This is a genomic window from Mycobacterium sp. OAE908, from assembly GCF_017872775.1.
In the GTDB taxonomy this organism is placed as follows: Bacteria; Actinomycetota; Actinomycetes; order Mycobacteriales; family Mycobacteriaceae; genus Mycobacterium.
The window spans coordinates 3,962,955-3,988,572 of sequence record NZ_JAGGJL010000001.1 but is presented as its reverse complement, the minus strand read 5'-3'; the positions used below and the strand labels follow the sequence as shown (position 1 = coordinate 3,988,572).

At 64.7% G+C, this 25,618-nt stretch carries 24 protein-coding genes; 16 read left to right on the top strand and 8 right to left on the bottom strand.

The annotated features are described in order from the left end of the window. The first annotated feature begins 10 nt into the window (after positions 1–10). The 6 genes from J3E61_RS19640 to J3E61_RS19615 all read left to right on the top strand — a co-directional run bounded on the left by J3E61_RS19640 (position 11) and on the right by J3E61_RS19615 (position 6,962). A complete protein-coding gene (locus tag J3E61_RS19640; RefSeq protein WP_210084661.1) occupies positions 11–1,558 on the top strand; it encodes an ATP-dependent DNA ligase in 1,548 nt (515 codons plus the stop codon). Next, positions 1,555–2,340 (top strand): alpha/beta fold hydrolase, encoded by a 786-nt coding sequence (locus J3E61_RS19635; RefSeq protein ID WP_192721366.1) that lies wholly within the window; start codon positions 1,555–1,557, stop codon positions 2,338–2,340. Before J3E61_RS19640 ends, J3E61_RS19635 begins: the two co-directional genes overlap by 4 nt. 56 nt (positions 2,341–2,396) lie before the next feature. Then, positions 2,397–4,688: a carbon starvation protein A gene (locus J3E61_RS19630; RefSeq protein WP_210084660.1), complete on the top strand. Its 2,292-nt coding sequence runs from the start codon at positions 2,397–2,399 to the stop codon at positions 4,686–4,688. Beyond that, on the top strand, positions 4,634–4,825 hold the full coding sequence (locus tag J3E61_RS19625) for a YbdD/YjiX family protein (protein WP_210084659.1): 192 nt from the start codon (positions 4,634–4,636) through the stop codon (positions 4,823–4,825). Before J3E61_RS19630 ends, J3E61_RS19625 begins: the two co-directional genes overlap by 55 nt. Positions 4,826–4,964: 139 nt before the next feature. After that, the gene (locus tag J3E61_RS19620) at positions 4,965–6,257 is read left to right on the top strand and encodes an amidohydrolase (RefSeq protein ID WP_210084658.1); all 1,293 of its coding nucleotides are present in this window, start codon (positions 4,965–4,967) and stop codon (positions 6,255–6,257) included. A 105-nt stretch (positions 6,258–6,362) separates the two neighbouring features. After that, on the top strand, positions 6,363–6,962 hold the full coding sequence (locus J3E61_RS19615; protein WP_192721370.1) for a chitin-binding protein: 600 nt from the start codon (positions 6,363–6,365) through the stop codon (positions 6,960–6,962). 43 nt (positions 6,963–7,005) lie between these two features. Here the strand turns inward: J3E61_RS19615 and J3E61_RS19610 are convergent, their stop codons facing one another. Both J3E61_RS19610 and J3E61_RS19605 read right to left on the bottom strand, forming a co-directional pair. Next, positions 7,006–8,226 carry a cytochrome P450 gene (locus tag J3E61_RS19610; protein ID WP_210085627.1) on the bottom strand — a complete coding sequence of 407 codons (1,221 nt, stop codon included), beginning with the start codon at positions 8,224–8,226 and terminating at the stop codon, positions 7,006–7,008. An 11-nt stretch (positions 8,227–8,237) separates the two neighbouring features. Next, positions 8,238–9,284: an LLM class F420-dependent oxidoreductase gene (locus J3E61_RS19605; protein WP_210084657.1), complete on the bottom strand. Its 1,047-nt coding sequence runs from the start codon at positions 9,282–9,284 to the stop codon at positions 8,238–8,240. Between the two features lie 87 nt (positions 9,285–9,371). Between J3E61_RS19605 and J3E61_RS19600 the strand changes: the two genes are divergently transcribed. Then, positions 9,372–10,868 (top strand): acetyl-CoA carboxylase carboxyltransferase subunit, encoded by a 1,497-nt coding sequence (locus J3E61_RS19600; RefSeq protein ID WP_192721372.1) that lies wholly within the window; start codon positions 9,372–9,374, stop codon positions 10,866–10,868. A gap of 53 nt (positions 10,869–10,921) precedes the next feature. On the opposite strand, the gene J3E61_RS19595 is transcribed toward J3E61_RS19600, so the two are convergent. The 3 genes from J3E61_RS19595 to J3E61_RS19585 are packed head-to-tail and all read right to left on the bottom strand — an operon-like array spanning position 10,922 to position 13,385. Next, complete coding sequence (locus J3E61_RS19595) at positions 10,922–11,992, bottom strand: TIGR03857 family LLM class F420-dependent oxidoreductase (RefSeq protein WP_210084656.1); 1,071 nt, start codon at positions 11,990–11,992, stop codon at positions 10,922–10,924. Beyond that, positions 11,956–12,330, bottom strand: a complete 375-nt coding sequence (locus tag J3E61_RS19590; RefSeq protein ID WP_192721374.1) for a nuclear transport factor 2 family protein — start codon at positions 12,328–12,330, stop codon at positions 11,956–11,958. The genes J3E61_RS19595 and J3E61_RS19590 overlap by 37 nt, the downstream gene beginning before the upstream one ends. Next, the gene (locus J3E61_RS19585) at positions 12,327–13,385 is read right to left on the bottom strand and encodes a phosphotransferase (protein ID WP_192721375.1); all 1,059 of its coding nucleotides are present in this window, start codon (positions 13,383–13,385) and stop codon (positions 12,327–12,329) included. The genes J3E61_RS19590 and J3E61_RS19585 overlap by 4 nt, the downstream gene beginning before the upstream one ends. Positions 13,386–13,452: 67 nt before the next feature. Between J3E61_RS19585 and J3E61_RS19580 the strand changes: the two genes are divergently transcribed. The 5 genes from J3E61_RS19580 (at position 13,453) to J3E61_RS19560 (ending at position 18,538) form a co-directional block, all read left to right on the top strand. Next, positions 13,453–14,067 (top strand): TetR/AcrR family transcriptional regulator, encoded by a 615-nt coding sequence (locus J3E61_RS19580; protein ID WP_210084655.1) that lies wholly within the window; start codon positions 13,453–13,455, stop codon positions 14,065–14,067. Between the two features lie 122 nt (positions 14,068–14,189). Further along, positions 14,190–15,593: a gluconate permease gene (locus tag J3E61_RS19575; protein ID WP_210084654.1), complete on the top strand. Its 1,404-nt coding sequence runs from the start codon at positions 14,190–14,192 to the stop codon at positions 15,591–15,593. A gap of 15 nt (positions 15,594–15,608) precedes the next feature. Beyond that, the gene (locus J3E61_RS19570) at positions 15,609–16,817 is read left to right on the top strand and encodes a CoA transferase (RefSeq protein WP_210084653.1); all 1,209 of its coding nucleotides are present in this window, start codon (positions 15,609–15,611) and stop codon (positions 16,815–16,817) included. Further along, a complete protein-coding gene (locus tag J3E61_RS19565; protein ID WP_210084652.1) occupies positions 16,814–17,752 on the top strand; it encodes a hydroxymethylglutaryl-CoA lyase in 939 nt (312 codons plus the stop codon). Before J3E61_RS19570 ends, J3E61_RS19565 begins: the two co-directional genes overlap by 4 nt. A gap of 9 nt (positions 17,753–17,761) precedes the next feature. After that, positions 17,762–18,538 (top strand): helix-turn-helix domain-containing protein, encoded by a 777-nt coding sequence (locus J3E61_RS19560; RefSeq protein WP_192721380.1) that lies wholly within the window; start codon positions 17,762–17,764, stop codon positions 18,536–18,538. Here the strand turns inward: J3E61_RS19560 and J3E61_RS19555 are convergent. After that, positions 18,504–19,619, bottom strand: a complete 1,116-nt coding sequence (locus J3E61_RS19555) for an alpha/beta hydrolase (protein ID WP_210084651.1) — start codon at positions 19,617–19,619, stop codon at positions 18,504–18,506. The genes J3E61_RS19560 and J3E61_RS19555 overlap by 35 nt on opposite strands. Before the next feature lie 3 nt (positions 19,620–19,622). Continuing rightward, positions 19,623–21,245, bottom strand: coding sequence for an NAD(P)/FAD-dependent oxidoreductase (locus J3E61_RS19550; protein ID WP_210084650.1), 1,623 nt, complete (start codon positions 21,243–21,245; stop codon positions 19,623–19,625). 89 nt (positions 21,246–21,334) lie between these two features. Here J3E61_RS19550 and J3E61_RS19545 point away from each other — a divergent pair, with 89 nt between their 5' ends. Next, entirely contained in the window at positions 21,335–22,249 is a 915-nt protein-coding gene (locus J3E61_RS19545; protein ID WP_210084649.1) for a TIGR03619 family F420-dependent LLM class oxidoreductase, read from the top strand. 4 nt (positions 22,250–22,253) lie between these two features. On the opposite strand, the gene J3E61_RS19540 is transcribed toward J3E61_RS19545, so the two are convergent. Next, entirely contained in the window at positions 22,254–23,186 is a 933-nt protein-coding gene (locus J3E61_RS19540; RefSeq protein WP_210084648.1) for an acyl-ACP desaturase, read from the bottom strand. Positions 23,187–23,385: 199 nt separating this feature from the next. Here J3E61_RS19540 and J3E61_RS19535 point away from each other — a divergent pair, with 199 nt between their 5' ends. Genes J3E61_RS19535 through J3E61_RS19525 form a run of 3 tightly spaced genes read left to right on the top strand, consistent with a single transcriptional unit; the run spans position 23,386 to position 25,618 of the window. Then, complete coding sequence (locus tag J3E61_RS19535) at positions 23,386–24,399, top strand: Rieske (2Fe-2S) protein (RefSeq protein WP_210084647.1); 1,014 nt, start codon at positions 23,386–23,388, stop codon at positions 24,397–24,399. Next, positions 24,396–25,007 carry a cysteine hydrolase gene (locus J3E61_RS19530; protein ID WP_210084646.1) on the top strand — a complete coding sequence of 204 codons (612 nt, stop codon included), beginning with the start codon at positions 24,396–24,398 and terminating at the stop codon, positions 25,005–25,007. Before J3E61_RS19535 ends, J3E61_RS19530 begins: the two co-directional genes overlap by 4 nt. After that, a complete protein-coding gene (locus J3E61_RS19525; protein ID WP_210084645.1) occupies positions 25,004–25,618 on the top strand; it encodes a PaaI family thioesterase in 615 nt (204 codons plus the stop codon). Before J3E61_RS19530 ends, J3E61_RS19525 begins: the two co-directional genes overlap by 4 nt.

Below are 25,618 nucleotides of genomic sequence, written 5' to 3'. Positions count from 1 at the left end.
GGCTTGGCTGGTGCAGCTGACTGACGTCGCCGCCGCGTCGGTCGAGGTCGGCGCGACCTCGGCGCGGCTGGCCAAGATCGCCCGCATCGCCGACCTGCTGCGTCACGCGGGCGACCAGGACAACGCGAAGCTGATCGCGGTCGTGGTGTCCTGGCTGTCGGGCGAGCTGCCGCAACGCCAGATCGGCGTCGGCTGGGCCGCGCTGCGCTCGCTTCCGCCCCCGGCCGCCGAACCGTCGCTGACCGTGCTGCAGGTCGATGCGGTGTTCAGCGAAATCGGCCAGGTCGCGGGAAAGGGCTCGCAGGCGCGGCGCGCCGAGCTCGTCAACGGACTGTTCTCCGCGGCCACCGAACCCGAACAGACATTCTTGCGACGGCTGCTCAGCGGCGAGTTACGCCAGGGCGCGCTGGTCGGGGTGATGGCCGACGCGGTCGCCAAGGCCGCCGAGATCGCCGCGCCCGTCGTGCGGCGCGCGGCGATGCTGGGCGGCGACCTGCCCGCCGTCGCCGCCGCCGCGTTGACCGGCGACGAAACCGCACTCGAGCAGTTCACCCTCAAGGTGGGCCAGCCGGTCGGTCCCATGCTCGCCCAGACCGCAACCGGCGTCCGCGAAGCGCTCGAACGTCTCGGCGGCACAGCGGTTTTCGAAGCCAAGCTGGACGGCGCTCGGGTGCAGATCCACCGCGCGGGCGACGCGGTATCGATCTACACCCGCAGCCTCGACGACGTGACCGAACGCCTGCCCGAGGTGGTCGAGGCGACGTTGGCGCTACCCGTCACCGATCTGATCGCCGACGCGGAGGCCATCGCGCTGCGACCCGACGGACGCCCGCATCGATTCCAGGAAACAGCCTCGCGGTTCGGGCGCCGAGTCGACATTGCCGCCGCCCGCCAGGCGCAGCCACTGTCGGTGTTCGTCTTCGACTTGCTGCATCTCGACGGCGAAGACCTGCTGGACCGGCCGGCCAGCGAACGCGTCGATGCGCTGGACGCGATCGTGCCAAAGGCCCATCGCGTCGACAGACTCATCACCGCCGACGCCGACGCCGCCCAGCGGTTTCTCGACATCACCCTCGAGGCCGGACACGAAGGGGTGATGGCGAAATCGCTGACCGCACCGTACGAGGCCGGCCGACGCGGGGCGGGCTGGCTGAAGGTCAAGCCGGTACACACACTCGATCTCGTCGTCCTCGGCGTCGAGTGGGGTTCGGGCAGGCGCACGGGGAAGCTCTCCAACATCCACCTCGGAGCACGCGACCCGGAAACGGGCGGATTCGTCATGCTGGGCAAGACTTTCAAGGGCATGACCGACGCGATGTTGGAGTGGCAGACCACCCGCTTCATGGAATTGGCCGACGGTCCCACCGACGGCTATGTGGTCAAGCTTCGGCCCGAACAGGTCGTAGAGATCGCGTTCGACGGCGTGCAGGGCTCGACGCGCTATCCCGGCGGCATGGCCCTGCGATTCGCGCGCGTGCTGCGCTACCGTGACGACAAAAGTCCAGCTGAGGCCGACACGATCGACACTGTGCGCGCCTTCTACGAGCGCGGTTCATGACCAACGTCGTCAGCGCCGATGAAACGACGCTTGTTGCGCGAAGTTTCGGCCACGGCATACCCGTCGTCCTGATTCACGGTTCGGCCGGCGGGCTGGATTCGTGGGATGGTGTCGCACCGTTTCTCACCGATGCGTTCGAGGTCTGGGTCTACGCCCGTCGCGGCTATGCACCCAGCGGAACAGGTGCGCAGGCGAAGACATTCGCCGACGAGGTGGCCGACGCGCTTGCGGTCGTGGACGCCGCAGGCGGCGATGCCCACCTCGTCGGTGCCTCCTACGGCGGCACGGTCGCCCTTCACGTAGCGCGCAACAACGCCTCGGCCGTGAGGAGCCTGACAATATTCGAGCCGCCGTTGTTTGCGTCCGGTGCCGCACTGCTTTCGGTGCTCGAGTCATACGAGTCACTGATCGCCTCCGGCGAGTTGGCTGCCGCCGCGCGACTGTTCGCCGAGAAGGTCGCGCGCGTCCCCACCGAACTGCTCGTGACGCTGCAGCCCGAGGACGACGATGTTGCCGAGGCTGCCGGCTGCCTGAGTGATCTACGCGCGATGGCACGCGACGAAACAGACGTCGATCGCTGGGCCGATATCACCATTCCGACCCTGCTGATGCAGGGTGCGAACTCCTGGCCGCCCATCCCGTCGACGATGGAGCGGCTCGCGAGCGTGCTGCCTGCCGCCGACCGCTGCGTACTCGAAGGTCAATCGCACTTCGCAACCCACACCGCACCAGAGCTATTCGCAGCGGAACTCCTGCGATTCCTCTACAAACACAGCGGTTAAGCAGCCAAAGCCCAGATTTCCCCCAACGCTGTTTTGCGCGGTGGAAGGATCGGTCCATGGCCACACCCACTGCCACACCATCTGACCGCGTCGAGGAAACCGACGGCGACATCACCTATATCCGCACCGATAAGGACCTGCCGCCGGTAGCGATCATCGACCGCTCCCCGATCACCACCAAACACAAGATCGTTTTCGGCGTCATCGCGTTGCTCGGCGCGATCGCGTGGGCGATGATCGCGTTCTTCCGCGGGGAGACGGTCAACGCGGTGTGGTTCGTCATCGCGGCAATCTGCACCTATGTGATCGGCTTCCGGTTCTACGCGCGGCTGATCGAGATGAAGATCGTGCGTCCGCGCGACGACAACGCCACTCCGGCTGAGCTTTTCGAAAACGCGACCGACTACATGCCAACCGATCGGCGCGTGCTCTACGGCCATCACTTCGCCGCGATCGCAGGCGCAGGTCCACTTGTCGGCCCGGTCCTCGCGATGCAGATGGGCTATCTTCCCGGCACCATCTGGATCATCATCGGCGCAGTCGTGGCCGGCTGCGTGCAGGACTATCTCGTGCTGGCGATTTCAGTAAGGCGACGCGGCCGTTCGCTCGGCCAGATGGCGCGTGACGAACTCGGAGCCATCGGCGGTGCCGCCGCAATCATCGGCGTGCTCGTCATCATGGTGATCCTGCTCGCGGTGTTGGCCTTGGTGGTCGTCGGCGCGCTCGCCGAGAGTCCGTGGGGCGTCTTCTCCATCGCAATGACCATTCCGATCGCGCTTTTCATGGGTGTTTACCTGCGGTTCCTGCGCCCCGGCCGGGTGTCGGAGGTGTCGCTGATCGGTGTCGTGCTGCTACTGCTCGCAGTCATCTCCGGCGGATGGGTCGCCGAAACATCTTGGGGCGCAGACTGGTTCACGCTGTCGAAGGTGGCGCTGTCGTGGTGCATCATCATCTACGGCTTCGCGGCCTCCGTGCTGCCGGTGTGGCTGCTGCTGGCCCCGCGCGACTACCTGTCGACGTTCATGAAGGTCGGCACCATCGCGCTACTGGCGATCGGCATCCTGTTGGCCCGCCCCATCATGGAAGCGCCCGCGATCTCGCAGTTCGCCACAAAGGGCACCGGGCCGGTCTTCGCCGGTTCCCTGTTCCCGTTCCTGTTCATCACGATTGCGTGCGGCGCGCTGTCGGGATTCCACGCGCTGATCTCGTCGGGCACCACACCCAAACTGCTCGAAAAAGAAAGCCAAATGCGCCTGATCGGCTATGGCGGCATGCTCACCGAGTCGTTCGTCGCCATCATGGCGCTGATCACCGCGGCCATCATCAACCAGCACCTGTACTTCGTGATGAACGCGCCCGCGGGCCAGACCGGCACTACCGCGCAGACGGCCGCGGACTACGTCAACAAACTGGGGCTGTCCGGCGCCCCGATCACCGCTGGGGAGATCACGGACGCCGCACAGGGTGTCGGTGAGAAGTCGATCGTGTCGCGCACGGGCGGCGCGCCGACGTTGGCGTTCGGCATGTCCGAAGTGCTGCACCAGGTCTTCGGAGGCACGGGCCTCAAGGCGTTCTGGTACCACTTCGCGATCATGTTCGAGGCACTGTTCATCCTCACCACCGTCGACGCAGGCACGCGCGTCGCCCGGTTCATGCTCTCCGACGGACTCGGCAATCTCGGTGGCCCGATGAAGAGGCTGCAGAATCCGAGTTGGCGGGTCGGCGCGTGGATCTGCAGCGTGATAGTCGTCGCCGCGTGGGGCAGCATCCTGCTGATGGGTGTCACCGATCCGCTCGGTGGCATCAACACGCTGTTTCCCTTGTTCGGCATCGCCAATCAACTCCTTGCCGCGATAGCGCTCACGGTCGTCACGGTCGTTGTGGTCAAACGGGGCCTGGTGAAATGGGCTTGGATACCGGCACTTCCGCTGTTCTGGGATCTCATCGTCACCCTCACCGCGTCGTGGCAGAAGATCTTCTCCGCCGATCCGAAGGTCGGCTACTGGAAGCAACACAGCATCTGCCAAGCGGCACAACAGGCCGGAAAGCTGTGTCTGACCGCCAAATCCCCCGCTGACGTCGACAAGATCGTGCGCAACACGTTCATTCAGGGGACATTGTCGATCATCTTCGCGTCGCTTGTCGTCATCGTGTTCATCGCCGGAACAATGGTCGTACTCAAGTCGATTCGAGGCTCGGGCCGACCGCTGGCCGAGGACGAACCGGTGCCGTCGCGCATCTTCGCGCCATCGGGGCTCATCCCGACAAAGACGGAACGGGAGGTGCAAAAGCAATGGGACGCGCTGCCAAAATCGTCCACCAGATCGGTTGGTACTGGGGTTCATTGATGGGCGATAACCACTATCGCCGCTACGTCGAACATCGCCGCCGCATCCACCCGGGTGAGGATGTCATCTCGGAACGCGAGTACTGGCGCATGCGTCATGACGCAACGGAGAGCAATCCCAATCCACGGTGCTGCTGATCGCGGGGCGCCGAAGCGGCATTCCTGCACGCCCAATCTCGGCGCGCCATCGGACCTGACGCCGTACGTTGGTACCCAGGACCAACTCATAGCTAAACTGTTGCCCATACGGTAAGGGCATCCTCTGGAGGGACCGGGCATGAACAAAGACGACATGATCCTTGTCAGCGTCGACGACCACATCGTCGAACCGCCCGACATGTTCCGCAATCACCTGTCGAAAAAGTACTTGGACGAGGCGCCCCGACTGGTGCACAACCCGGACGGGTCTGACACCTGGCAGTTCCGCGATGTGGTGATCCCGAATGTGGCGCTCAATGCTGTCGCGGGCCGGCCGAAGGAGGAGTACGGACTGGAGCCAACGGGCCTCGATGAGATCCGCCCCGGCTGTTACGACGTCGATGAGCGCGTCAAGGACATGAACGCAGGCGGCATCCTCGGCTCCATCTGCTTCCCCTCGTTCCCCGGCTTCGCCGGCCGCCTGTTCGTCACCGAGGACCCGGAGTTCTCGCTGGCGTTGTTGCAGGCATACAACGACTGGCACGTCGAGGAATGGTGTGCCGCCTACCCGGCACGTTTCATCCCGATGTGCCTGCCGGTGATCTGGGACGCCGAGGCCTGCGCCAAAGAGGTGCGCCGCAACGCCGAGCGCGGCGTGCATGCGCTGACCTTCACCGAAAACCCCGCCGCCATGGGCTATCCCAGCTTCCACGACGACTACTGGACGCCGCTGTGGGAAGCGTTGGTGGACACCGACACCGTGATGAACGTGCACATCGGCTCCTCCGGGAAACTCGCGATCACCGCGCCGGATGCCCCGATGGACGTGATGATCACGCTGCAACCGATGAACATCGTGCAGGCCGCCGCGGATCTGCTGTGGTCCAAGCCAATCAAGAAATATCCGGATCTCAAGATCGCCCTTTCCGAGGGCGGGACCGGCTGGATTCCCTACTTCCTCGAGCGGGCCGACCGCACCTATGAGATGCACTCGACCTGGACCGGTCAGGACTTCAAAGGCAAGAAGCCGTCAGAGGTGTTCCGTGAGCACTTCCTGACCTGCTTCATCTCCGATCATGTTGGGGTGGCACTGCGTAACGACATCGGCATCGACAACATCTGCTGGGAAGCCGACTACCCACACAGCGACAGCATGTGGCCCGGTGCCCCCGAGCAACTGCACGAGGTACTCGAGAAGAACAATGTGCCCGACGACGAGGTCAACAAAATGACCTTCGAAAACGCGATGCGCTGGTATCACTGGGACCCGTTCACACACATCAGCCGTGAGCAGGCCACCATCGGCGCGCTGCGCAAGGCCGCCGAGGGCCACGATGTCTCCATCCAGCCGCGGTCGCATGGCAAGAAGGATTCGAGCCTCGGCGCCAACACGTTGCAGGCGCAGCTGGACAGGAGCAACGCTTCGGGCTGAGTTGCCGCCCAGCAGATTGCTACTGACCGCATAGCTGGCTCTTAGGGTGCCTACCTAACCTCGCCTTTGGGTTGGGGCGTCAACCGACGCGCGAAAGGCCAGGTTATGAAGCTCAAACAAGTGGTCGCCGGAGCGGCGATCAGCTGCGCTCTTGGCATGACAGGATTCAGTCTCGGGTCAGGCGTTGCCAGCGCCGCACCGCCTCAATGCAACCCGGCGCCCGGGGTGCAGTGTGGCCCGGGTGGTCCGGGCGGGCCGCCGGCGCAACGAGGACCGGGTGGCCCGCCGCCCGAGCAGCGCGGGCCCGATGGGCCGCCGCCGGGTGACTTCCGCGGTCCGGGTGGTCCCCCGCCTGGCGACTTCCACGACCGCGGCGGTCCGGGTGGTCCCCCGCCTGGCGACTTCCACAACCCAGGCGGCCCCGACTTCCACACGCCCGACAACCACGATTGGCGACCACCGTGGAATCCCGGCGACAACGACTGGCGCGGCCGATTCCACGGTGCGCCATGGGGTGGCGATCTGCCGCCATGGGGCTGGGGCGCGCCGCCGCCGCCTGCATGGGACGGTCCGCTGCCGGATCCGTGGGGGCCGCCGCCACCGCCGATCAACTACTGGGGCTTCCAGGAGCAGCCGATCTGGGATCCGGGCTACAACCAATGGGGCTTTTGGTTCTTCGGGATCTGGATCCCGCTCCCGGTCTGATCTGACGACGGCCGCCTCGAAATCTTCGGGGCGGCCGTCTAATTCACCTGAGCGAGTAACGAATCGGCAGGTGCTTGAGGCCGCCCACGAAGATCGTGGCGATGTGGCTTGGATCGCCCGTCAACTCGATCGACTTCAGTCGAGGGACCAGTTCGGAGAAGAAGCTGTTGACCTCCATGCGGGCCAGCGCGGCTCCCAGACAGAAGTGCACGCCGTAGCCGAACGCGTTGTGCCGGTTCGGGTCACGGCCCACGTCGAACTGGAACGGGTCGTCGAATACTTCCTCGTCCCGATTTGACGAGGCGTACGACAGCAGTACGGATTCGCCGGCCTTGATCGGCACACCGCGTACGGTGGTGTTCTCGCGGGCCGTGCGCATGAACTCCTTGACGGGAGTGACCCACCGGATCATCTCCTCGGTGGCAAGCGGCATCAGCGTCGGGTTATCGCGAAGGCGGGCAAGCTGATCGGGGTGTTCGATCAAGGCCTGCAGGCCGCCGGAGATCACGGCACTGGTGGTGTCATGGCCCGCGGTGGCGATGATGACGTAGTACGACACCGTATCGATATCCGAAAGGGGTTCGCCGTCGATCTTTGCGTTTGCGATGGCCGACGCCAGATCCTCCGTCGGGTCGGCCCGGCGCGAGGCGGTCAGTGCGGTGAAGTAGCCGAACATGTCGAGCAGCGCGGTCATCTGCTCCTCTTTGGAGGCACCGCGCTGCAATTCGGCGTCGTCGTTTCCGAATAACTCCTGGGTGTACTTGAGCAGGCGCGGAAAGTCGGATTCGGGCAAGCCAAGCAGCGACATGATCACGTAGAGCGGATAGTTCACCGCTACCTCTTGGACGAAGTCGCACTCGTTGCCCGACTCCATCATGTTGTCGACGAAACGCTTTGCCAGTTCGTCGACACGAACCTTCAACGCCCGCATGGCTTTCGGGCGGAACCAGTCGCCGCCGATGGCCCGAACCACACGGTGCTGCGGGTCATCCATGTGAATCAGCGTGCTGATTCCGATCGCCGCCTGTTGTTCGTCGGCCTCGGCCGTCATCAGCACCGGTCGCGGCGAGTTGGTGAACAGTGTGTTGTTTCGTTCGATCGCCATGATGTCGGCGTGTTTGGTGATGGCCCAGAACGGTTTGTAGTTGGGCATGTCCACCCACGCCACCGGGTTACGGGTCCGCAAATGGGTCAGTGCCGCATGGAGTTTGGCCTCGTCGGTGTATGCCAACGGATCAACGAAAACCTTGGCGGCCTCATCCATCGTCGGCGCGGTCACGGGCGACTCCTCACGGGTTGGCCGCGCAACTCCTCCAGCACGGCGATGACGGTGTCCTCGCCAACCGAGGACGGGAAACCGACCAGCACACGATCAATCACCCCGGCGCAGCGGTCGCGGATCTTGCTGGCCACCGTGTCGATGGGGGCGACGACCGCGAACGCCTCGAGGATCTCGTCATCGATCAGCGTGCCCATGATGTCCCACTCGCCCTGCAGGCTCAGCCGGTGCAGTTCGGAGTGCAGATCGCCCCAGCCGTGTAACTCGAGCACCTTTCGGTACGCCGGGGTGGAGCCGTAGAAGGCGATCTGCTTGCGGGTGCCGACGCCGGCCGCCGCCAACTCGTCGTCGGTCTCCCCCGTCACCACGAAGATCGGGGCCGACAGCTGAAAGTCCTTGCGCTGGCGGCCAGACCGCTGCATGCCGCGCAGCAACGCCGGGGTGGTCACCTCTTCGAAATACCGCTTGGTGGTGAACGCATGAGCAAGCAGACCGTCGGCGACCTCGCCGCACATCTCCGTCATCGCCTCGCCGACCGCGGCGACGAACACCTTCGGGGAGGAATGCGGTTGCGGCTCGGGGGTGAACATCGGCGTCATCAGTTTGTGGGTGTAGAAATCGCCCTCGAAGCGCAGCTTTGTGCCCTCGCGCCAACACGACCAGATCTCATGCAACGCCATCACGAACTCACGCATCCGCCGGACGGGCTGACTCCACGGCATGCTGAACCGCTTCTCGATGTGGGCCTGCACCTGCGAGCCCAGGCCGAGTATGAATCGGCCGCCCGAATACTCCTGTAGATCCCACCCGACATTGGCAACCGTCATCGGGTTGCGGGCGAACGCCACGGCGATGCTGGTGCCCAATTCGATGCGAGTGGTGTGCTCCGCGGCCAGCACCAGAGGCAGGAACGGGTCGTGATTGATCTCGGCGGTCCAGCAGCAGTCGTAGCCTCGCCGCTCGAGCTTGGTCGCTGCCTGTGCGACGTTGGTGAGCCCGCTGGCCACGGCTGCGTCGACCTTCAGGCCGCCGTCGCTACCCATACTCGCAGACGCTACAGTAAGCAATTCAGTATGGTCAACGTGAACATACCGGTGCGACGATCGCCTTCTGACGACAGGAGCTGCGGCATGACCAAGTCCGAAGACTGGACGGACACGCTCGACGAGCTGTCCCGCCGACGTCGACACGCCCACGCGATGGGCGGCCCGGAACGCCTCGACAAGCACCACGGCAAGGGCAAGCTCGACGCCCGCGCCCGTCTCGAGCATCTTCTCGACAAGGGTTCGTTCCGTGAGTTCGGCACGCTCGTCGGCGGGGACATCGCAGCCGACGGGATTGTTGCCGGCTCCGGGCTGATCAACGGCTCGCCGGTGATGGTCGGCGCGGAGGACTTCACCACCCTGGCGGGCAGCATCGGTCCGGGCGGCAACGCCAAACGCTACCGGCTCGCCGAACTCGCGCTGCGCGACCGGATCCCGCTCGTGATGCTGCTCGAGGGCGCGGGGTTCCGGCCTAGCGGTGAGCATTACGGCCGCACCCCGACCGACCTGCTGGCGCAGGCACAGTGTTCCGGCAAGGTACCGATGATCGGCGGACTGCTCGGCCCTTCGGCTGGCCACGGCGCGCTGGTGGCACCGGTCTGCGACTTCACGATCATGAGCAGGCAGGGCGCCATCTTCACCGCCGGGCCGCCAGTGGTGAAAGAGTCAACGGGCGAGGACATTTCGAAGGAAGAGCTGGGCGGCCCGAGCGTGGCGCTGGCCAGTGGAGTAATCCACAACCTGGCCGAGGACGACGAGGCGGTGCTCGACGACATCCGCCGGTACCTGTCGTACTTCCCGCCCAGCGCGTGGTCGTATCCGCCGTCGCTGCCCGAAGACGAAGCCGCCGAACCACGTTCGACCCCCGAACTGCTCGACATCGTCCCGCGGGGCAACCGCCGGGTCTACGACATGCGCGCGGTGCTCGACGTGGTATTCGACGCGCGGGGCTGGTTCGAGGTGCAACCGAAGTTCGGGCCCGCGATCATCTGCGCGCTCGCCCATCTCGGCGGCCATCCCGTCGCGGTGGTAGCCAACCAGCCGCAGGTGATTGCCGGTTCGATCGACGCCGACGCCGCCGACAAGGCAGCACATTTCATCACCGTTGCCGACTCGTTCCACCTGCCGATCGTGTTCCTCGCCGACAATCCCGGAATGCTGCCCGGCAGCCGGTCCGAGAAGAGCGGGGTGTTACGCAGTGGCGCAAGGATGTTCGCCGCGCAGACCGCCGCGACAACGCTCAAACTGCATGTGACACTGCGAAAGGCCTACGGGTTCGGGTCAATGGTGATGTCGCTGTTGGGGTTCGACAATCAGAGCGCGACATTTGCCTACCCGGGCGCCACGATGGGCGCGATGAGCGCTGCCGCACTCAGTCGCGCGTCTCACGCCGCCGAAGATGTCGAGGCCAAGCTTCGCAAGGCAGAGGTCGAGGCGTCGTTCCGCTCGGCCGGCCACCTCGGATTCGACGACCTCATCCATCCCGAGGAAACGCGCAACGCGCTGCTGTCGGCGCTGCAGCGGGGCATCTACGCCAGGCAGGCGGCAGCGGAACCGGTGTCCCGCACGGTGATCACACCCTGAGTTTGCGATTTCGGCGCGCTGATCCACGCTCAGCGACGGTTTGCGCGCCCAAATCACAACGCGCGGTACGCGTCGACGATCGGCTCGAGTTCGTCGGGCGTGGCGCCGTGCATGATCAGCGTGTCGGCGCCGTAGTCGAACTCCTTGCGGATCCGGTCGACGCACTGCCGCGCCGATCCGGTCGCCGACGGCTCCAGCCATTCGTCGGGGATCAAGGTCGCGATGTGTTCGATCTGCTCGGGCGTGGCCTTGTGATCGATGCCGCCAGGTATCGACGTGACGACCGTATCCTCCCGAAAGCGTTGCAGCACAGCAGGATCCCAGCCATTCGTCGCCACCATGAGATCGCCGTAGCCCTGCAGATACGTCGCCAGTCGCGCGACGGTCTTCTTCAGTCGCAGCTCCTCGGGCAGGTGATCACCGACTGTTGCGAAGCACGACCACACGCGGACACTGGCCGGATCGCGGCCGGCCTGCTCCGCGGCGTCCTTCACCGTCTTCACGCACCGCTGCAGCGTCTCCGGTGTGAAGTAGGTGTGCAGGATGACATCGTCAAAGGCCCGGCCACCGAGTGCCAACGTCTGTGGTCCGAACGCGACCAACGCCAACCGGATGTCTTCGTTGAAGTCCGGATCCAGAAACAGCACCGGGTACTTACCGATGGGTCCGTCGTGGTTGAAGATCAGCTCGCCGTGCCACAGCCGACGCATGACCTGCGCGAAGTCCTCCATCTGCGCGGTGGTCACCGCCGATATTCCGAACGCCGCATACATGGCCGCCACACCACGACCGATGCCGAGCGTGAACCGCCCGCCGGACAAGCGGTGCATCGTCGTGGCCCACGAACCGGTGATCAGTGGATGGCGCGTGTTGTGATTGGTTGCCGCCGTGGCGATCTGCATCCGGTCGGTCACCGCGCATGCGGCGCCGACGAGTGACGATGCCTCCTTGACGTTCCACCGCTCGGAGATGAAGGCGGTGCCGAAACCGAGTTCTTCGCCCCGCCGGGCCTCGGCCATCAGCGTGGCCGGACCTTCACCGCCGGCTCCGGCCAGCAGGTAGTAGCCAAGCTCATCGAGTACTCGCGTCACTGCCAAACCCCTTGCTTGTAGCCGCAATTCCACACTTCGGTGATCCTGCCGTCGACCACACGAAAGATCTCCATGCTGCCGACGGTGGTCTCGGTGCCGTCTTTCAGCCGTATCGGCGATTCATAGACGATCGCCACGTGTTCTCCGTCGTCGCCGGCGACTACGAGGTTCAGGTCGAAGCGGAGTTCCTCCGATACTTCCCACATGTCGACGATGCGATTCACCGCTTGGTCATGGGTCAAGGTGTGTGCCTCGCCAACTTCATGCCGGATTATCGTGTCACCGATCAGCTCGTCGGCGAGCGCAAAATCCTTCTTGTTCCAGACGACGAGGTTGTAGAGCTCCACCACCTCCCGTGCGGTGCGGGTCATGAAAACACCTCCAGTGCGCCTATGTCTTCGATTGTTGCCACCGCGCGTTCAGTGAGCTTCAGGCACAGCGCACGCGACCGCTCCGGCATGGCGTCCCAGCCGTTCAGCGTGATGACGGGCAGAACCATCAGGTAGGCCACGGCGAATCGGTAATGGCGCCACGCCTCGTCGAACGAATAGTCGGTCACGCCGTCGGCACTGAGGTACGCGAGGTATTCGCAGACCAGCTCCTCGTCGTGACCGCGGCGCACCTCCGTCGGCAGTCCCTGGCTCACCAGGTAGGCGATGTCGGCGGCTCCTGCGCCGCGGGCGGCGAATTGGAAATCGACCACCTTGAGTCGATCGCCTTCGAAAAACATGTTGTCGGCTCTGATGTCACCGTGCAGAAGCATCGAGCGTGCGGACAGTGCGTCCAACGCCTGGCCCGCGGCCTCGGTGAACCGTTCAGCGAAACCCTCGACTGCAGCCGAAACCGGCTTCGACGAGTGCTCGAGGTAAATCTGCCAGCCCGGCCCGAACGCCGGTATCAGCAGGTCGCGCACGATCGCGGTATCGATGCTCGGAAATGCTTCCAGCACAGCGGCATTCCTGCTATCACTCGACCAAGCGTGCAAGCCCGCGAGTTGCTCGATGCACACCCTCACGCGATCGAGCGACAGCCCGGCGAGGTGATCGGCGTTTTCCCAGTCGCACAGATCCTCGAGCACCAACACGAATTCCGCGGAGCCGTCGACCATGTGCGCCGCGTAGACATGCGGTGTTTGTATCGGCGCACTCCCGGCCACATGCCGGTAGAACGACAACTCACGCTGGTAGCCGCCCAGCAACTCCATGGCACCCCGCGCCTCCGACAGAGCGGGCAGCTTGACGATCACAGTCGACGGCACGCCATCGCCTTCGAGGTGCAGCCGGTACAACAACGACGAAAACCCGGTGTCCTCGGCGATCCTTTCGGCCCGAACGTCGGTCACCGTTCCGCTGTCGAGCGCGACGGTCAACCACTGCGCGGTGACGTCATCGATAGTCGACGGCCACGCCATCCCCGAAGTCACCATCGACCCCCTCGCAAAGAAATTTGACGCAGAACAACTAAGTTAGTTGTCGAGCGTCTAATATGCAAGAGTGCCTTCTCCTGCCCGCAGGTTGACGCAGCCGGAGCGCGTTGAGACCTCGAACCGGCGGATGCTCCAGGCTGCCGCGGAACTGATAGTCGAAAAGGGCTGGGAGGCAACGACTGCCGCGGAGATCGGACGTCGGGCGGGCTACAGCCGGGCCATGGTGCACGCGAGGTTCGGCAGCAAGGATGCCATCCTGGAAGCCTTCCTTCACGAATACGTAAAGCGACTCAATCCCGAGCCAGACCCCAGGGCCAGCGGCATGGATCAGGTACTTGCGCACTTCGACCGCATCGAAGAGATCTACACCGAGGACCAGGGTTTGCTGCTTGCGATGTTCGTCGCGACCTTCGAGGCGGTGAAGACCACCTCGCCCTTGCGTCAGCGTGTGCGGGATCAACTGCAAAGCGGCGCTTCGAAAGTCGAGAAGGGCCTGCACAAGGGCATCCACGACGGTTCGATTCGTTCAGGTGTCGATATCGCCCGCGCCGTCAGTGACATCAGCACGTCGGTGTTCGGCATCGCATTCTGGTGGACCGCGCTGCCCGACCGGTGCGACCTCGGGCGCGAGCTGACGAAGGTCCGGGAGCGCATCGTGGACACCTACGGCAACGCCACCTAGCGCACCCTTACCTCATAAAACCGCAGCTCGGGCTCCCTGCTGCTCGATGTCTTGCTTATATCGTGGGTTCATGCTCATAATATGAATGCGCTGTAGGTCACACCTCTGAAGGGGCCGTATCCATGTCACATACCGCAATCGTCCTCAATACCGCGGTCGCGATCATCGCGGTGGTCGTGATGATCGTGCGGTTCAAGTTCAACCCGGTCGTTTCGTTGGTGGTGGGGTCCGCCTACCTCGGCCTTGCGGCTGGCCTTGGCGTTGAGAAGACGATCGACGCGATCATGAAGGGGTTCGGCGACATCATGGCCGAGGTCGGCTTGCTGATCGCGTTCGGCGTGTTGATGGGCGCAATACTGCAGCAGACACGTGCCATTCAGCGACTCGTTCAGACACTGCTGAAACTGTTCGGGCCAAAACGCATGCCTTATGCGATGTCTCTGACGATCGCCACGCTGCTTCAGTCGATCTTTCTCGATGTGCTGCTTGTCATTTCAGCACCACTGGGCCGCAGTCTGGCCAAGAAGATCGGCAAGAACGGCACCCCGCGCATGGCCACAGCAATGGCCATCGGCCTGGAATGCGGAATCGTCCTGACCGTGCCTGGCGTCGGCGCACTTGCGCTGGCCGGCCTGCTCGGCGTGCCACTCGGCAAGTACCTGTTGTTCGGTGTCCTTCTCGTCATCCCAACTGTCGCGATCTCGGTGGCGATCATGTCGTTCCTGTTCAACCACGGCTGGTGGAACCCGGAGCGCGACGAGCAGGAGTTCCTCGGCGCGGATGCGGAACCGATCGATTCGGACGACGAATCCGCAAGCGGGGCAACCACACCGGACTCGGGTGGCGGCGTCGCCACCAAGACGGCGACGGTCACCCGTACTCAGACGCCGCTGATTGTGCTATTCGCACCCATGCTGACCGCACTGGTGCTCATCGCGACGGGTGCCATTCTCGACGCCGCCGACATCCATAACCCGGTCGTCAAGTTCGTCTCCTCCCCCGTCATCGCATTGCTGATCGGTCTGATCGGCACGAGTTTCGTCGGCCGTCACGCATTAGGCGCGGAGCCCATCCAGCGCGCGATCGCCACCGGCTTCAAGGAGAGCGGTCAGATCCTGATCCTGACCGGCGTTGGCGGCTCACTTGCCGCAACCATCAAGGCCGCCGGCCTCGGCGACATCCTCGGTGAGTACTTCACCGCCAGCACGGCAGCACCGCTGCTCGTCGTATGGGCGATCGCCGCCGCACTGCACGTCGCTGTCGGCTCCGTGACAATCTCCGCGATCACGTCGGCAGGCATCCTGGCACCCGTCGCGCCGATCATCGGACTCGACCCGGTACTGATCGCCCTGGCCGCCGGCGCGGGTTCGCTGTTCGCCGTACACGTCACCAGCAATACGTTCTGGTTGCTGCAGTCGCTGTTGGGCCAGTCGACCCGCGGTGCGCTCAAGACCGTCACTGTCGGGGTATCGGTCGCATCGGTCGTGGCCATCCTGCTCATCCTGCCGATGAGCGCCCTGTTCTGAGGGGCAGGAACACCGTTGAACACCAATGACATTCGCCCACTGGCCGGGGTACGAGTGCTCGAGCTCGGCAACTACATCGCCGCGCCGACTGCGGGCAGGATGCTGGCCGACTTCGGCGCCGAGGTCATCAAGGTGGAGCGGCCGGTCACCGGCGACGAGCTGCGCAACTGGCGGTTGTACTCCGGAGGCACCTCGATGCTCTACCGCACCATCAACCGCAACAAGAAGTCCGTCGTGCTCGACCTCAAGACCGACCGCGGCAGGCAGACCGTCCTCGACTTGGTCTCCCATTGCGACGTGCTGCTTGAGAACTTCCGCCCAGGCACACTCGAGAAGTGGGGACTCGGGCCCGACGAACTCGACCGGGTGAACCCGGATCTGGTGATCACCCGCATCTCGGCATTCGGCCAGACTGGCCCGATGTCCCAGCGACCCGGTTTCGCCGCTGTTGCGGAGGCGTTCGGCGGCCTGCGTGAACTTGTCGGCGATCCGGACCGGCCGCCGGTGCGTACCGGCGTGTCGATCGGCGACTCGATTGCCGGCATTTACGCCGCCTTCGGAACGGTGATGGCCCTCTTTCAGCGCGAACGCGTCAAAGTGCCTCTACCCCAGCGTGTTATCGACGTGGCGCTGAACGAGTCGGTGTTGTCTGTGATGGAGTCGCTCGTGCCCGACTACCTCGCCTACGGGGTCACCCGGGAACGCGCAGGAGGCCGGATGGAGGGCATCGCTCCCAGCAACGCCTATCCCTGCGCGGACGGCGCCAGCATCATCGTCGCAGGCAACGGCGATGCGATCTTTCAGCGCTACATGCACACAATCGGCAGGCCAGACCTCGCCGAGGATCCGGAACTGCAGACCAACGCAGGCCGCTGGCGTCGGCGCGACGAACTCGACGAAGCGATCGGGCAATGGACCAGCCAACGCGGCCGCGATGAGGCGCTCAAATTGCTCGACGAGGCCGGCGTACCGTCCGGCCCCATCTACACCGCCGCCGACATCTGCGCCGACGAGCAGTACGAGGCACGAAACATGATCCAGCACTTCGACGTTGACACCGGTGCAGCGCAGCCCAAGACGGTCGGCTTTCCCGGCATCGTGCCGGTGATCGGCGGGGAATCGCTGCCCATCCGCAACGTCGGCCCCGATCTCGGCGAGCACACCCGCGAAGTGCTTTCGTCGGTGCTCGGCCTCAGCGACGACGAGATAGGAGCACTGACATGACACCCCGCCCCTACACCCCCCGCGCCGAAGTGCGTGATGTCACGCTGCGCGACGGCCTGCAGCTCACCGCCAAGATGCTGCCCACCGAGCGCAAGGTCGAGATCATCCGCGAACTGTTGGCGCTCGGCGTTTCGGCACTCGAGATCGGTTCGATGGCCCGCCCGGATCTCGTTCCGCCGCTTGCCGATACGCTCGACGTGATCACGGCTCTCGAACCCGGCGAGTTGGACCGCTGTTGGATCTGGGTGGCGACGCCACGACATGTCGAGAAGGCGGCGGCAGCGGGCGCGCGGAACTTCCAGTACTGCTTCTCGGCGTCGGACTCGCACAACAAAGCCAACATCGGGCGCACCACCGAGGACAGCGTCGCCGCGATGCCCGACGCGGTTCGGATCGCGCAGGACGCCGGTGGTGCCATCCAGCTGTGCATCGCGACGGCTTTCACGTGCCCGTTCGAGGGCCTCACCGACCCCGAACGGGTGATCGGCATTGCCGCCGATCCGCGCACCTACGGAGCCGAGGACATCGTCGTCTGTGACACCATCGGGCAGGCGATTCCCACCCAGGTGACCGACCTGATCACCGGTGTCAAGGCGCGAACCCCCGAGCGGCGCATCGTGTTTCACGGTCACGATACGTGGGGCCTCGGAGTCGCGAACACGCTTGCTGCGATCGACGCTGGCGCCTCGATGGTCGACGGATCCCTCGGCGGTCTCGGCGGCTGCCCCTTCGCCCCCGGCGCCAGCGGCAACACCTCGACCGAGGACCTGTTGTTCGCGACCCGCCCGGACTGGTTCACTCCGGCCACGCTCGCTTCGATGGTGGACCTCACCGACAAAATGCTGGCCGAGCTTGGCGAGCCGAACCGCTCGCGGACGGCTCAGGGCGCGCGGGCCAAGGCCAAGGCTTTCGAGTGGGTCATCGACCGCGGGTAGATTCTCGTCATGGCAACCGAAGACGTGGCCAAGCAGCAACCGCTACTGGTGCTCGGCAAGATCACCGAGATCCTCGACGCCTTCTCGCTGACCCACCCGGACATGTCGCTCGGCGAGATCCAGCAGGCGACCGGACTGCCCACGTCAACCGTGCAGCGCCTCGTGAGCAACATGGTCGCCCAAGGCCTGCTGGACAGGACGGGTGATCGCATCAGGATCGGCGTGCGGATGTCCTACTGGGCCGCCACCGCGCTGAAGGACCTCGACGTGTTGGCGATTGTCAACCCGGTACTCAAGGAGATCCGCGACAAGACCGGTGAGACGGCGTGCTTCTTCAAGATCGAACAGAACTTCAGGGTCGCCGTCGCGGTCGCAGAGACTCACCACGCTTTGCGTCGAGACATGTACGTGGGCAAGGTCATTCCCTTACATGTCGGCTCTGCGTCGCGCGTGCTGCTGGCCTGGAGCCCAGACCTCGCGGACAAGATCCTCGCTGCGCCGCTCGAGCCGATGGCGGGCGGGACGGTCACCAGTGCCGACGAGTTACGCAGGCTCATCGCACAGGCCAAGGCCGACGGCTACGCGATCACAGCCGGCGAACGCGAAGACTCCGCTTCGGGGCTCTCCGCACCGGTCTTCGATGCCGCAGGCGACATCCTCGGCGCGATCACCATCAGCGGCCCGACCGTGCGCATGCCGCAGTCCCAGTGCGAGGCATGGATCGATCTCCTTGTCGGATACGCCGAGCAGGTCACCCGGACGATCGGCGGGCGCCTTCCGCACTGAGCCCGGCCAGGAACCGCTCCGACGCCGCCTGCACGCGTCGTGACAGCAAGTGCCCCGCGTGACCGCCGTCGTGCCAGTACAGTTCGCCGCCCCACCGTGCGTGGAGGGCAATTGCGGGTTCCCGCAACGCCATTCGGTCGTGCCAGGCACCGACGATGAGGCGGCGCTCGGGTGGTGGTGTCGGTTCCGTGGCCAGCAGATCGACCGGTGCCGCCAGCTGTGCCACAGTCGATGATCGCAACAGATCGCTGACGTCGACGACCGACGGCCCCCACCGCCCGAGGTGCTGCGCGATCATCGCGTTGAGCCCGAAGATCGGTGTGTAGACCGCAACGGCATCCACCGCCTCCAGGTGCGACACCAGCGCCGCGACCGGACTGCCCATGGACACACCCGATATCGCGATCGCGGTGGACTGCGGTCGCAGCCAACGCACGACGGTTCGGACCTCCGACACCGCGCGCATCATCCCCGCGATGTTGGCCAACGGATCCATGTTGGGATATGCCGGCCATGCTTGGCGTCGAACCCCGTGGCCGGGCTGAACGGGTAGCGCGACGTTGAAGCCGAGTTCGTTCTGGATGCGCCGCGCCCGCGAGAACAGCAGATCCAGCGGCTGCCCCTGACCCGCACCGTGCACCCACACCAACCAGGGCCGCCGGTCGTCGCCGCGCCGACACAGGTGCACCGCGGCGGTGGCGGACCCGCCGAAGTCCGTCAGCGTGCCCGGCAGCTTCGGGTCGTGTTCGAAGGTCAGCCGCTCATACACTGTGCGCCCGAACCGCCGGCTCCGAATGTCCCTCACGCGCAACGGTTCCGGGTCGGCGTGAGCACCGATTCCCAGTTCCGACAGCTCGCCGGCCGCGGCGGCGCATGCCTGCTCCGAGCGCTCCAGCTTCGGCGGCGGCGCCGTCAGGGTCATGCCCGTCAACGCCGCCTCGTCCATCACTACTTCAGCCAGCAGGCGAAGACCATTCGATGACAGCGGATTCCAACCGTCAGACCTCAGCGCCGCGTGCGCGCGCGGCACCACTCCCGCGACATCGGTTCCGATCCGCCAAACGCGCTCTGAAGTCTTCATCGGCTAACCGAGCTTGAAGCCGCTGTATCCGGCCGCCGCGATCTCGTCACACCTGCGACGATATTCCGGAATTCCCGCCGTGTAGCCCATATACATCCGCTTCTTGCCGGGCACGTTGCCACCGTTGTACCAGGAATTGCAGCTCGGGTGGACGAGCACAGTGGGCGCCACCAACGAGGTGGTGTGTTCGATCCACTCCCGCTGGGCGTCGGGCAGCGCCTCGATGGTCTGGTAGTCGTGTCCGCGCAGGTATGCGATGCAATCGCCGATCCATTCCACGTGCTGCTCCAGCGCGGCGACGAAATTGGTCGCTGCAGAAGGACTTCCAGGCGCCTGGATGATGAACAGGTTGGGGAATCCCGCGATCGCCAGCCCGAGATAGGACAGCGGGCCCTCGCTTGCCCAGAACTCCCGCAGCGAGATGCCGTTGCGACCGCGGATGTCCATCCGCGTCAGCGCGCCCGTCATCGCGTCGAATCCGGTCGCGTAGACGATGACATCGAGCTCGTGGAAGCCTTGCTCGGTGTCGATACCCGTCGGCATGACGCTACGGATCGGGCCCGTGCGCAGGTCGACAAGGGTCACGTTGTCGCGGTTGAACGTTTCGTAGTAGCCCTGGTCGATGATCGGGCGCTTGCATCCGAACGGGTGGCTTGGCGTCAGCGCAGCGGCAGTCGAGGGATCCTTGACGATCCGCGCGACCGCTTCGCCGTACAGCTTCGCCGCCATGTGGTTGGCCTCGATGTCGAAGAACACATCACCCCAACTGAGCGCGCCGATCACCCCGTGCTCGTCGATGGCCCGCAGCTGTTCCTCGCGGGTGGCCGACTTCAGCGGCGGCCGCTGGATCATCTCGAGCATCACCGAGAAGGCGCTCAGTCGCGCGGCCCCGACCGGGTGTTGGCGCTGCGCCGCGCGAATCTCGTCGTAGCGGGACTTCATCTCGTCGAGCTCACCGGGCTCGAGTGGCCGCACCTGCCACGGCAGTGTGTAGGCAGGCGAACGCTGAAACACCGTCAAGTGCGCGGCTTGCCGTGCCACGACTGGAATCAATTGCACGCCGGTGGAACCGGTGCCGATGACCCCGACGCGCTCGTCGGCGAGATCAACGCCCTCCCTCGGCCAGCAGCTGGTGTACAGCGACTGGCCGGCGAAGGTATCCATGCCCGCGATCTGCGGTTCGAGCGGCACCGAGAGGATGCCGGACGCTGCGACCACAAAGGGAGCGACGAAGGACTCCCCCGCCCATGTCTCGACTAACCACTCACCGGCGTCTTCATCGAAGGTCATCGCGACGACTTCGGTGTTGAACGAGATGTCCCGGCGCAGATCGAGCCGGTCGGCGACGAAGTTGAGGTACGCCTCGATCTCGGGCTGGCCAGGCATCGTCTCGGTCCACACCCACTCCTGCTGAATCTCCTCGGAGAAGCTGTAGGAGTACTCGATGCTCTCGATGTCGCAGCGCGCACCCGGATACCGGTTGAACAGCCAAGTCCCGCCGACGTTTTCGGCCATCTCCAGCACACGGGTGCGGACGCCGAGTTCGCGCAGACGGTGCAGCGCATATAGACCTGAGAAGCCCGCGCCGATGACGATCGCTTCGAAGCGTGTCGACGTGGTCGTCATTGCTCCTCCTCGGCCCCGGCTCAACACGACATGTTACTGTAACTCTTACAGTATGAGTCCGGGTTCTGGTGCGATTTTCCGGGGGACCGATGAAGTACACGCTGGAGTATCCGAGCGAGTTGCCAACCGCATCCGAGGAATTCCTGGAGCCCGACGTCATTCGACAGCTCGCCCGACAAGCCGAGATCTCCGGCTTTTCTGCGGTGGCGCTGTCCGAACACCCGGCGCCCTCGGTCAAGTGGCGACGCAACGGCGGCCACAACACGCTCGATCCGATCGCCGCGCTGAGTTTCATGGCGGGCGTGACCGCCCGCATCAAGCTGATGACCAACCTGTACGTGCTGCCGTTCCGCAATCCCTATCTATCGGCGAAAGCGCTGGGCAGCCTGGACCTGATCTCCGGTGGCCGGTTGATCGCCGGTGTCGGCGCCGGCTATCTGCGGTCTGAATTCTGTGCGGTCGGCGTCGACTTCGACCGTCGCGCACAGCTGTTCGACGAGGCCCTCGGCGCCTTGTGGTCGATCTGGGTCGACCCCGACGCGCCGGTCAACGGGACAGCTTTCAACACGCCCGGCCCGGTCTGGCTGCAACGGCCCGCGCAACGTCCGCATCCGCCCATCTGGATCGGCGGCAACGGCAAGGCGGCGCTGCGCCGGGTCATCGACTACGGGACCGGGTGGATGCCGATCATCGCGCCGGCCGGAATGGCCACGACGATCCGCACCGCGGCCATCGAGAACGCCACGCAGTTCGGTGCCATGGTCGACCAACTCCGGGACGGGATGGCCGAATCGGGGCGGGACCCAATGTCGATCGACGTGCAGGTGGTGTGCCCCCACATCGAGATCGACGACCCCGCATCACTGCAACGTGCCTGCGACGTGCTCGACGAGTTGGGCGCCTACGGAGCCACCTCCGCCGTCGTACAGGCCGACGGGTCGAGTCCGCAGGCTGCCGTCGACTTCATCAAGGCCTTCGGCGAAGCCGTGGTTGCCCGCGGCTGACGCGTCAGCGTCCGGACGGTGCGCCTGCGCCTGCCATCCGTTCTTCGCGACGCTGGTCGTAGTACGAGGCCTTTTCCTCCACCAGGTCGAGAAACGCCGCCAGTTCGTCGCGAGCGCGCGCGCCTTCACCGTCGAAATCCTCACGCTCGAACACGCCCCAGAACCGCAAGACCGGACGCACGACGTCGTCCAAATGCGAACGCAGGTCATAGATGCCGGCCTTGGCGATCTTCAGAGCATTCTCTGCGAACCCTGGCATGGTGCTTCCCGGCATCTGGAAGTTGATCACTTCGCGAGCGATCGCCCGCATCGTCGCGTTCGGTGCGATATCGAGCGCAGCGCTCACCAGGTTGCGATAGAAGACCATGTGCAGGTTCTCGTCGGTCGCTATCCGGGTGAGGAGTTGTTCCGCGATCGGACATCCGGATGCCCGGCCGGTGTTGCGGTGGCTGATCCGCGTCGCCAGTTCCTGAAAGGACACATAGGCCAGGGCCTCTATTGGCGATTTGTCGCCGGAGTCGTAGCCGGCCGCCGTGTGCACCATGCGACCGTGCTCGAGCTCCACGGGATCGACGCCTCGGGTGACGAGAAGATAGTCGCGTAGCGCAATGCTGTGCCGACCCTCTTCAGCCGTCCACTGACCGACCCACTGACCCCAGGCGCCATCGCGCCCGAAACGCGTCGCGATTTCGCGGTGGTAGGAGGGCAGGTTGTCCTCGGTGAGAAGGTTCACGATCATGGCGGCTTTGGACACCTCGTCGAGCTGGGAGTCCTCCGGTGTCCAGTCTTGGCCGCCCAGCAACGCGAAGTCGCGACCACGACTCCACGGCACGTAGTCGTGCGGATTCCACGGCTTCGCCTTCTCGAGGTGTCGGTTCAGGTTGGCCTCCACCACGGGTTCCAGCTCAGTGAGCAATGCCTCTTGGGTTGATGTCATCAAGACTCTCCCGGCTTGTCTGATACCTACGGCTGCGTAACCTACGCTAGCGTAGGTTTTGGGAAAATCAAGTGTCTCTTGAAAGGCGCTGAACGACAGCCGTTTCGGGCGGTTACCAGCGCCTCGGCCGCCCGATGTTGCTGTTTGCGGAAATCTATACTGTAATCGATTTAGTATCTGCGACCCTGGAGGCGTCACCGTGAAGGTCCCCTTCACCTGGAAGGTCACCGGCTGGTTCATGATCGGCTGGTCGGCTGAGTTCGCCGTCGGCGAGGTACGTCCGCTTCGATACTTCGGCGAGGACCTCGTCGCTTATCGCGACGAGTCCGGTGCGTTACATGTGATGACGGCCCACTGCCGCCACCTCGGTGCCCACATCGGTCACGGCGGCAAGGTCGTCGGCGACTGCGTCGAGTGTCCATTTCACGGCTGGCGATGGGGACCCGACGGCACCAATCAGTACATCCCCTACCAGCCGGATCGACCTAACAAATCGCTGCGGCTACGCGTCTTCCCGGTGCGCGAACAATACGGTTGCGTGTTCGCCTGGCACCAACCCGAGGGCAACGAACCACACTGGGAGATGCCCGACCTGTTCGGAAAGTTCCCACAGTTTCCCACCGACCCCGAAGCGTATTACCGCCCGTATCCCGAGTTTTCGAGTCGAGCCGTGCGCGAGCCCGTGCATCCGCAGATCGTCGCGGAGAACGGACCGGACAGCGCGCACTTTCACTACGTGCACGGAGCCACTGTCACGCCGGTGTGCCTGAACTGGGAGGCCGTCGACGAGGAGTGGCGGTTTCTGACCGGCTGGCCCGACACGCGCAGTGACGATCCGAACAAGATGGCGCTGTACATCCACAGCCACTTCTCCGGCCTCGGGTTTGCGATCAGCGCGTTCGAGGGATCGTCGAACCACCGGCTGATCTTCGCCTGCACGCCTGTCGAGGACGGATACTCGGACATGTTCTATTCCATCTGGTGGCCGCGACTGCCCGGCGACACCTCCGACGTGCCACCCGACAGCGTGCGCGAGCAGGTCCAGCGCCAGTTCATGGGCACCGTGTGGGATGACCTCAACATCTGGCGCTATCAGGAATACATCGAGCGACCGGCACTGTCGAAGGTAGACGCGAAACCCTATATGGCACTGCGCAAATGGGCGACGCAGTTCTATCAAGTCCCCCCGACCGCCGCGGTCGTGTCCGGGTGAAACCCGACCTCGCGGAGGTCGCGGCGCCCGGCCACACCGCGATCGTCACCCAGGAGTGCCAGGGTGCCGTCGTCGGCCCCAACGCAGGGCTGGCGGTGCTCGCGAACGAGGCGCGTCGCGAGGCTTTGCCCAACATCGAACGCCTTCTTCCTGCGGCCCGCGAAGCGGGAGTGAAGATCGTGCACTGTCTGGTGCAGCGGCGGCCCGACGGCCTTGGCGGCAATCACAACGCGAAGATCTTCGCGGTCGGCAGCGGTGTCGACATCGCACCGGGTAGTCCCGGCGCGGCCCTGCTCCCCGAATTAGGCCCTGCCCCAACGGATGTGGTGCTGCACCGATCGCACGGCATCGGGCCGATGGGCGGCACCGACCTCGACATCACACTGCGCAACCTCGGGGTCTCGACGATCGTTGCCGTCGGCGTCTCGGTGAACGTGGCGATCACCAACCTCGTCATGGATGCCGTGAACCGGGCCTACCGCGTTGTGGTGCCGCGCGATGCGGTCGCGGGCATCCCGACCGAGTACGCCGCCTCGATCATCGACAACACGCTGTCGCTGCTTGCCACCATCACCACCACCGACGACCTCATCGAGGCATGGAAATGACCGACACCGAGGACGATATCCGCGAATTCGCAAGGGTCACACCGGTTGACGCAACGCCGGAGCTGGCCCGATTCATGGCGGCGATGCGGCGGCTGCAGGACATCGTCGTGTCCACGAGCCCCGACGCCACAGTGTGGAACGAAACGGCCGCGCTCGTCGAGGACGTCTGTGCCCGTCTGGAGAAGCACAAGGCACCAGCCGGCGTAGCGCCGGGCGGACGTACCAGGGACCTTCCGGGAAACGGACATCCGCTGATGCCGCCGTGGCAGGTGGTGCAGTCAGGCCCCGACGAGGTGACCATGCGCGGGCACTTCACCCGCTTCCATGTCGGAGGCAACGGCGCGGTGCACGGCGGGGTGATCCCACTGTTCTACGACTGGCATTTCGGCATGGTCGTCTCAGCAGCAGGTCGACCTGACAGCCGGACCGCTTACCTGCATGTCGACTACCGCAAGATCACGCCCACTGACGAGCCGTTGCTGTCGCGAGCTTGGGTCGACTCGGTCGAGGGCCGCAAGATGTTTGTGAGGGCGGAAATGACCGACACGGACGGCAACGTACTATCCGAGGCCAAGGGCCTGATGATCAAGCTGCTGCCCCACCAGCCCTGA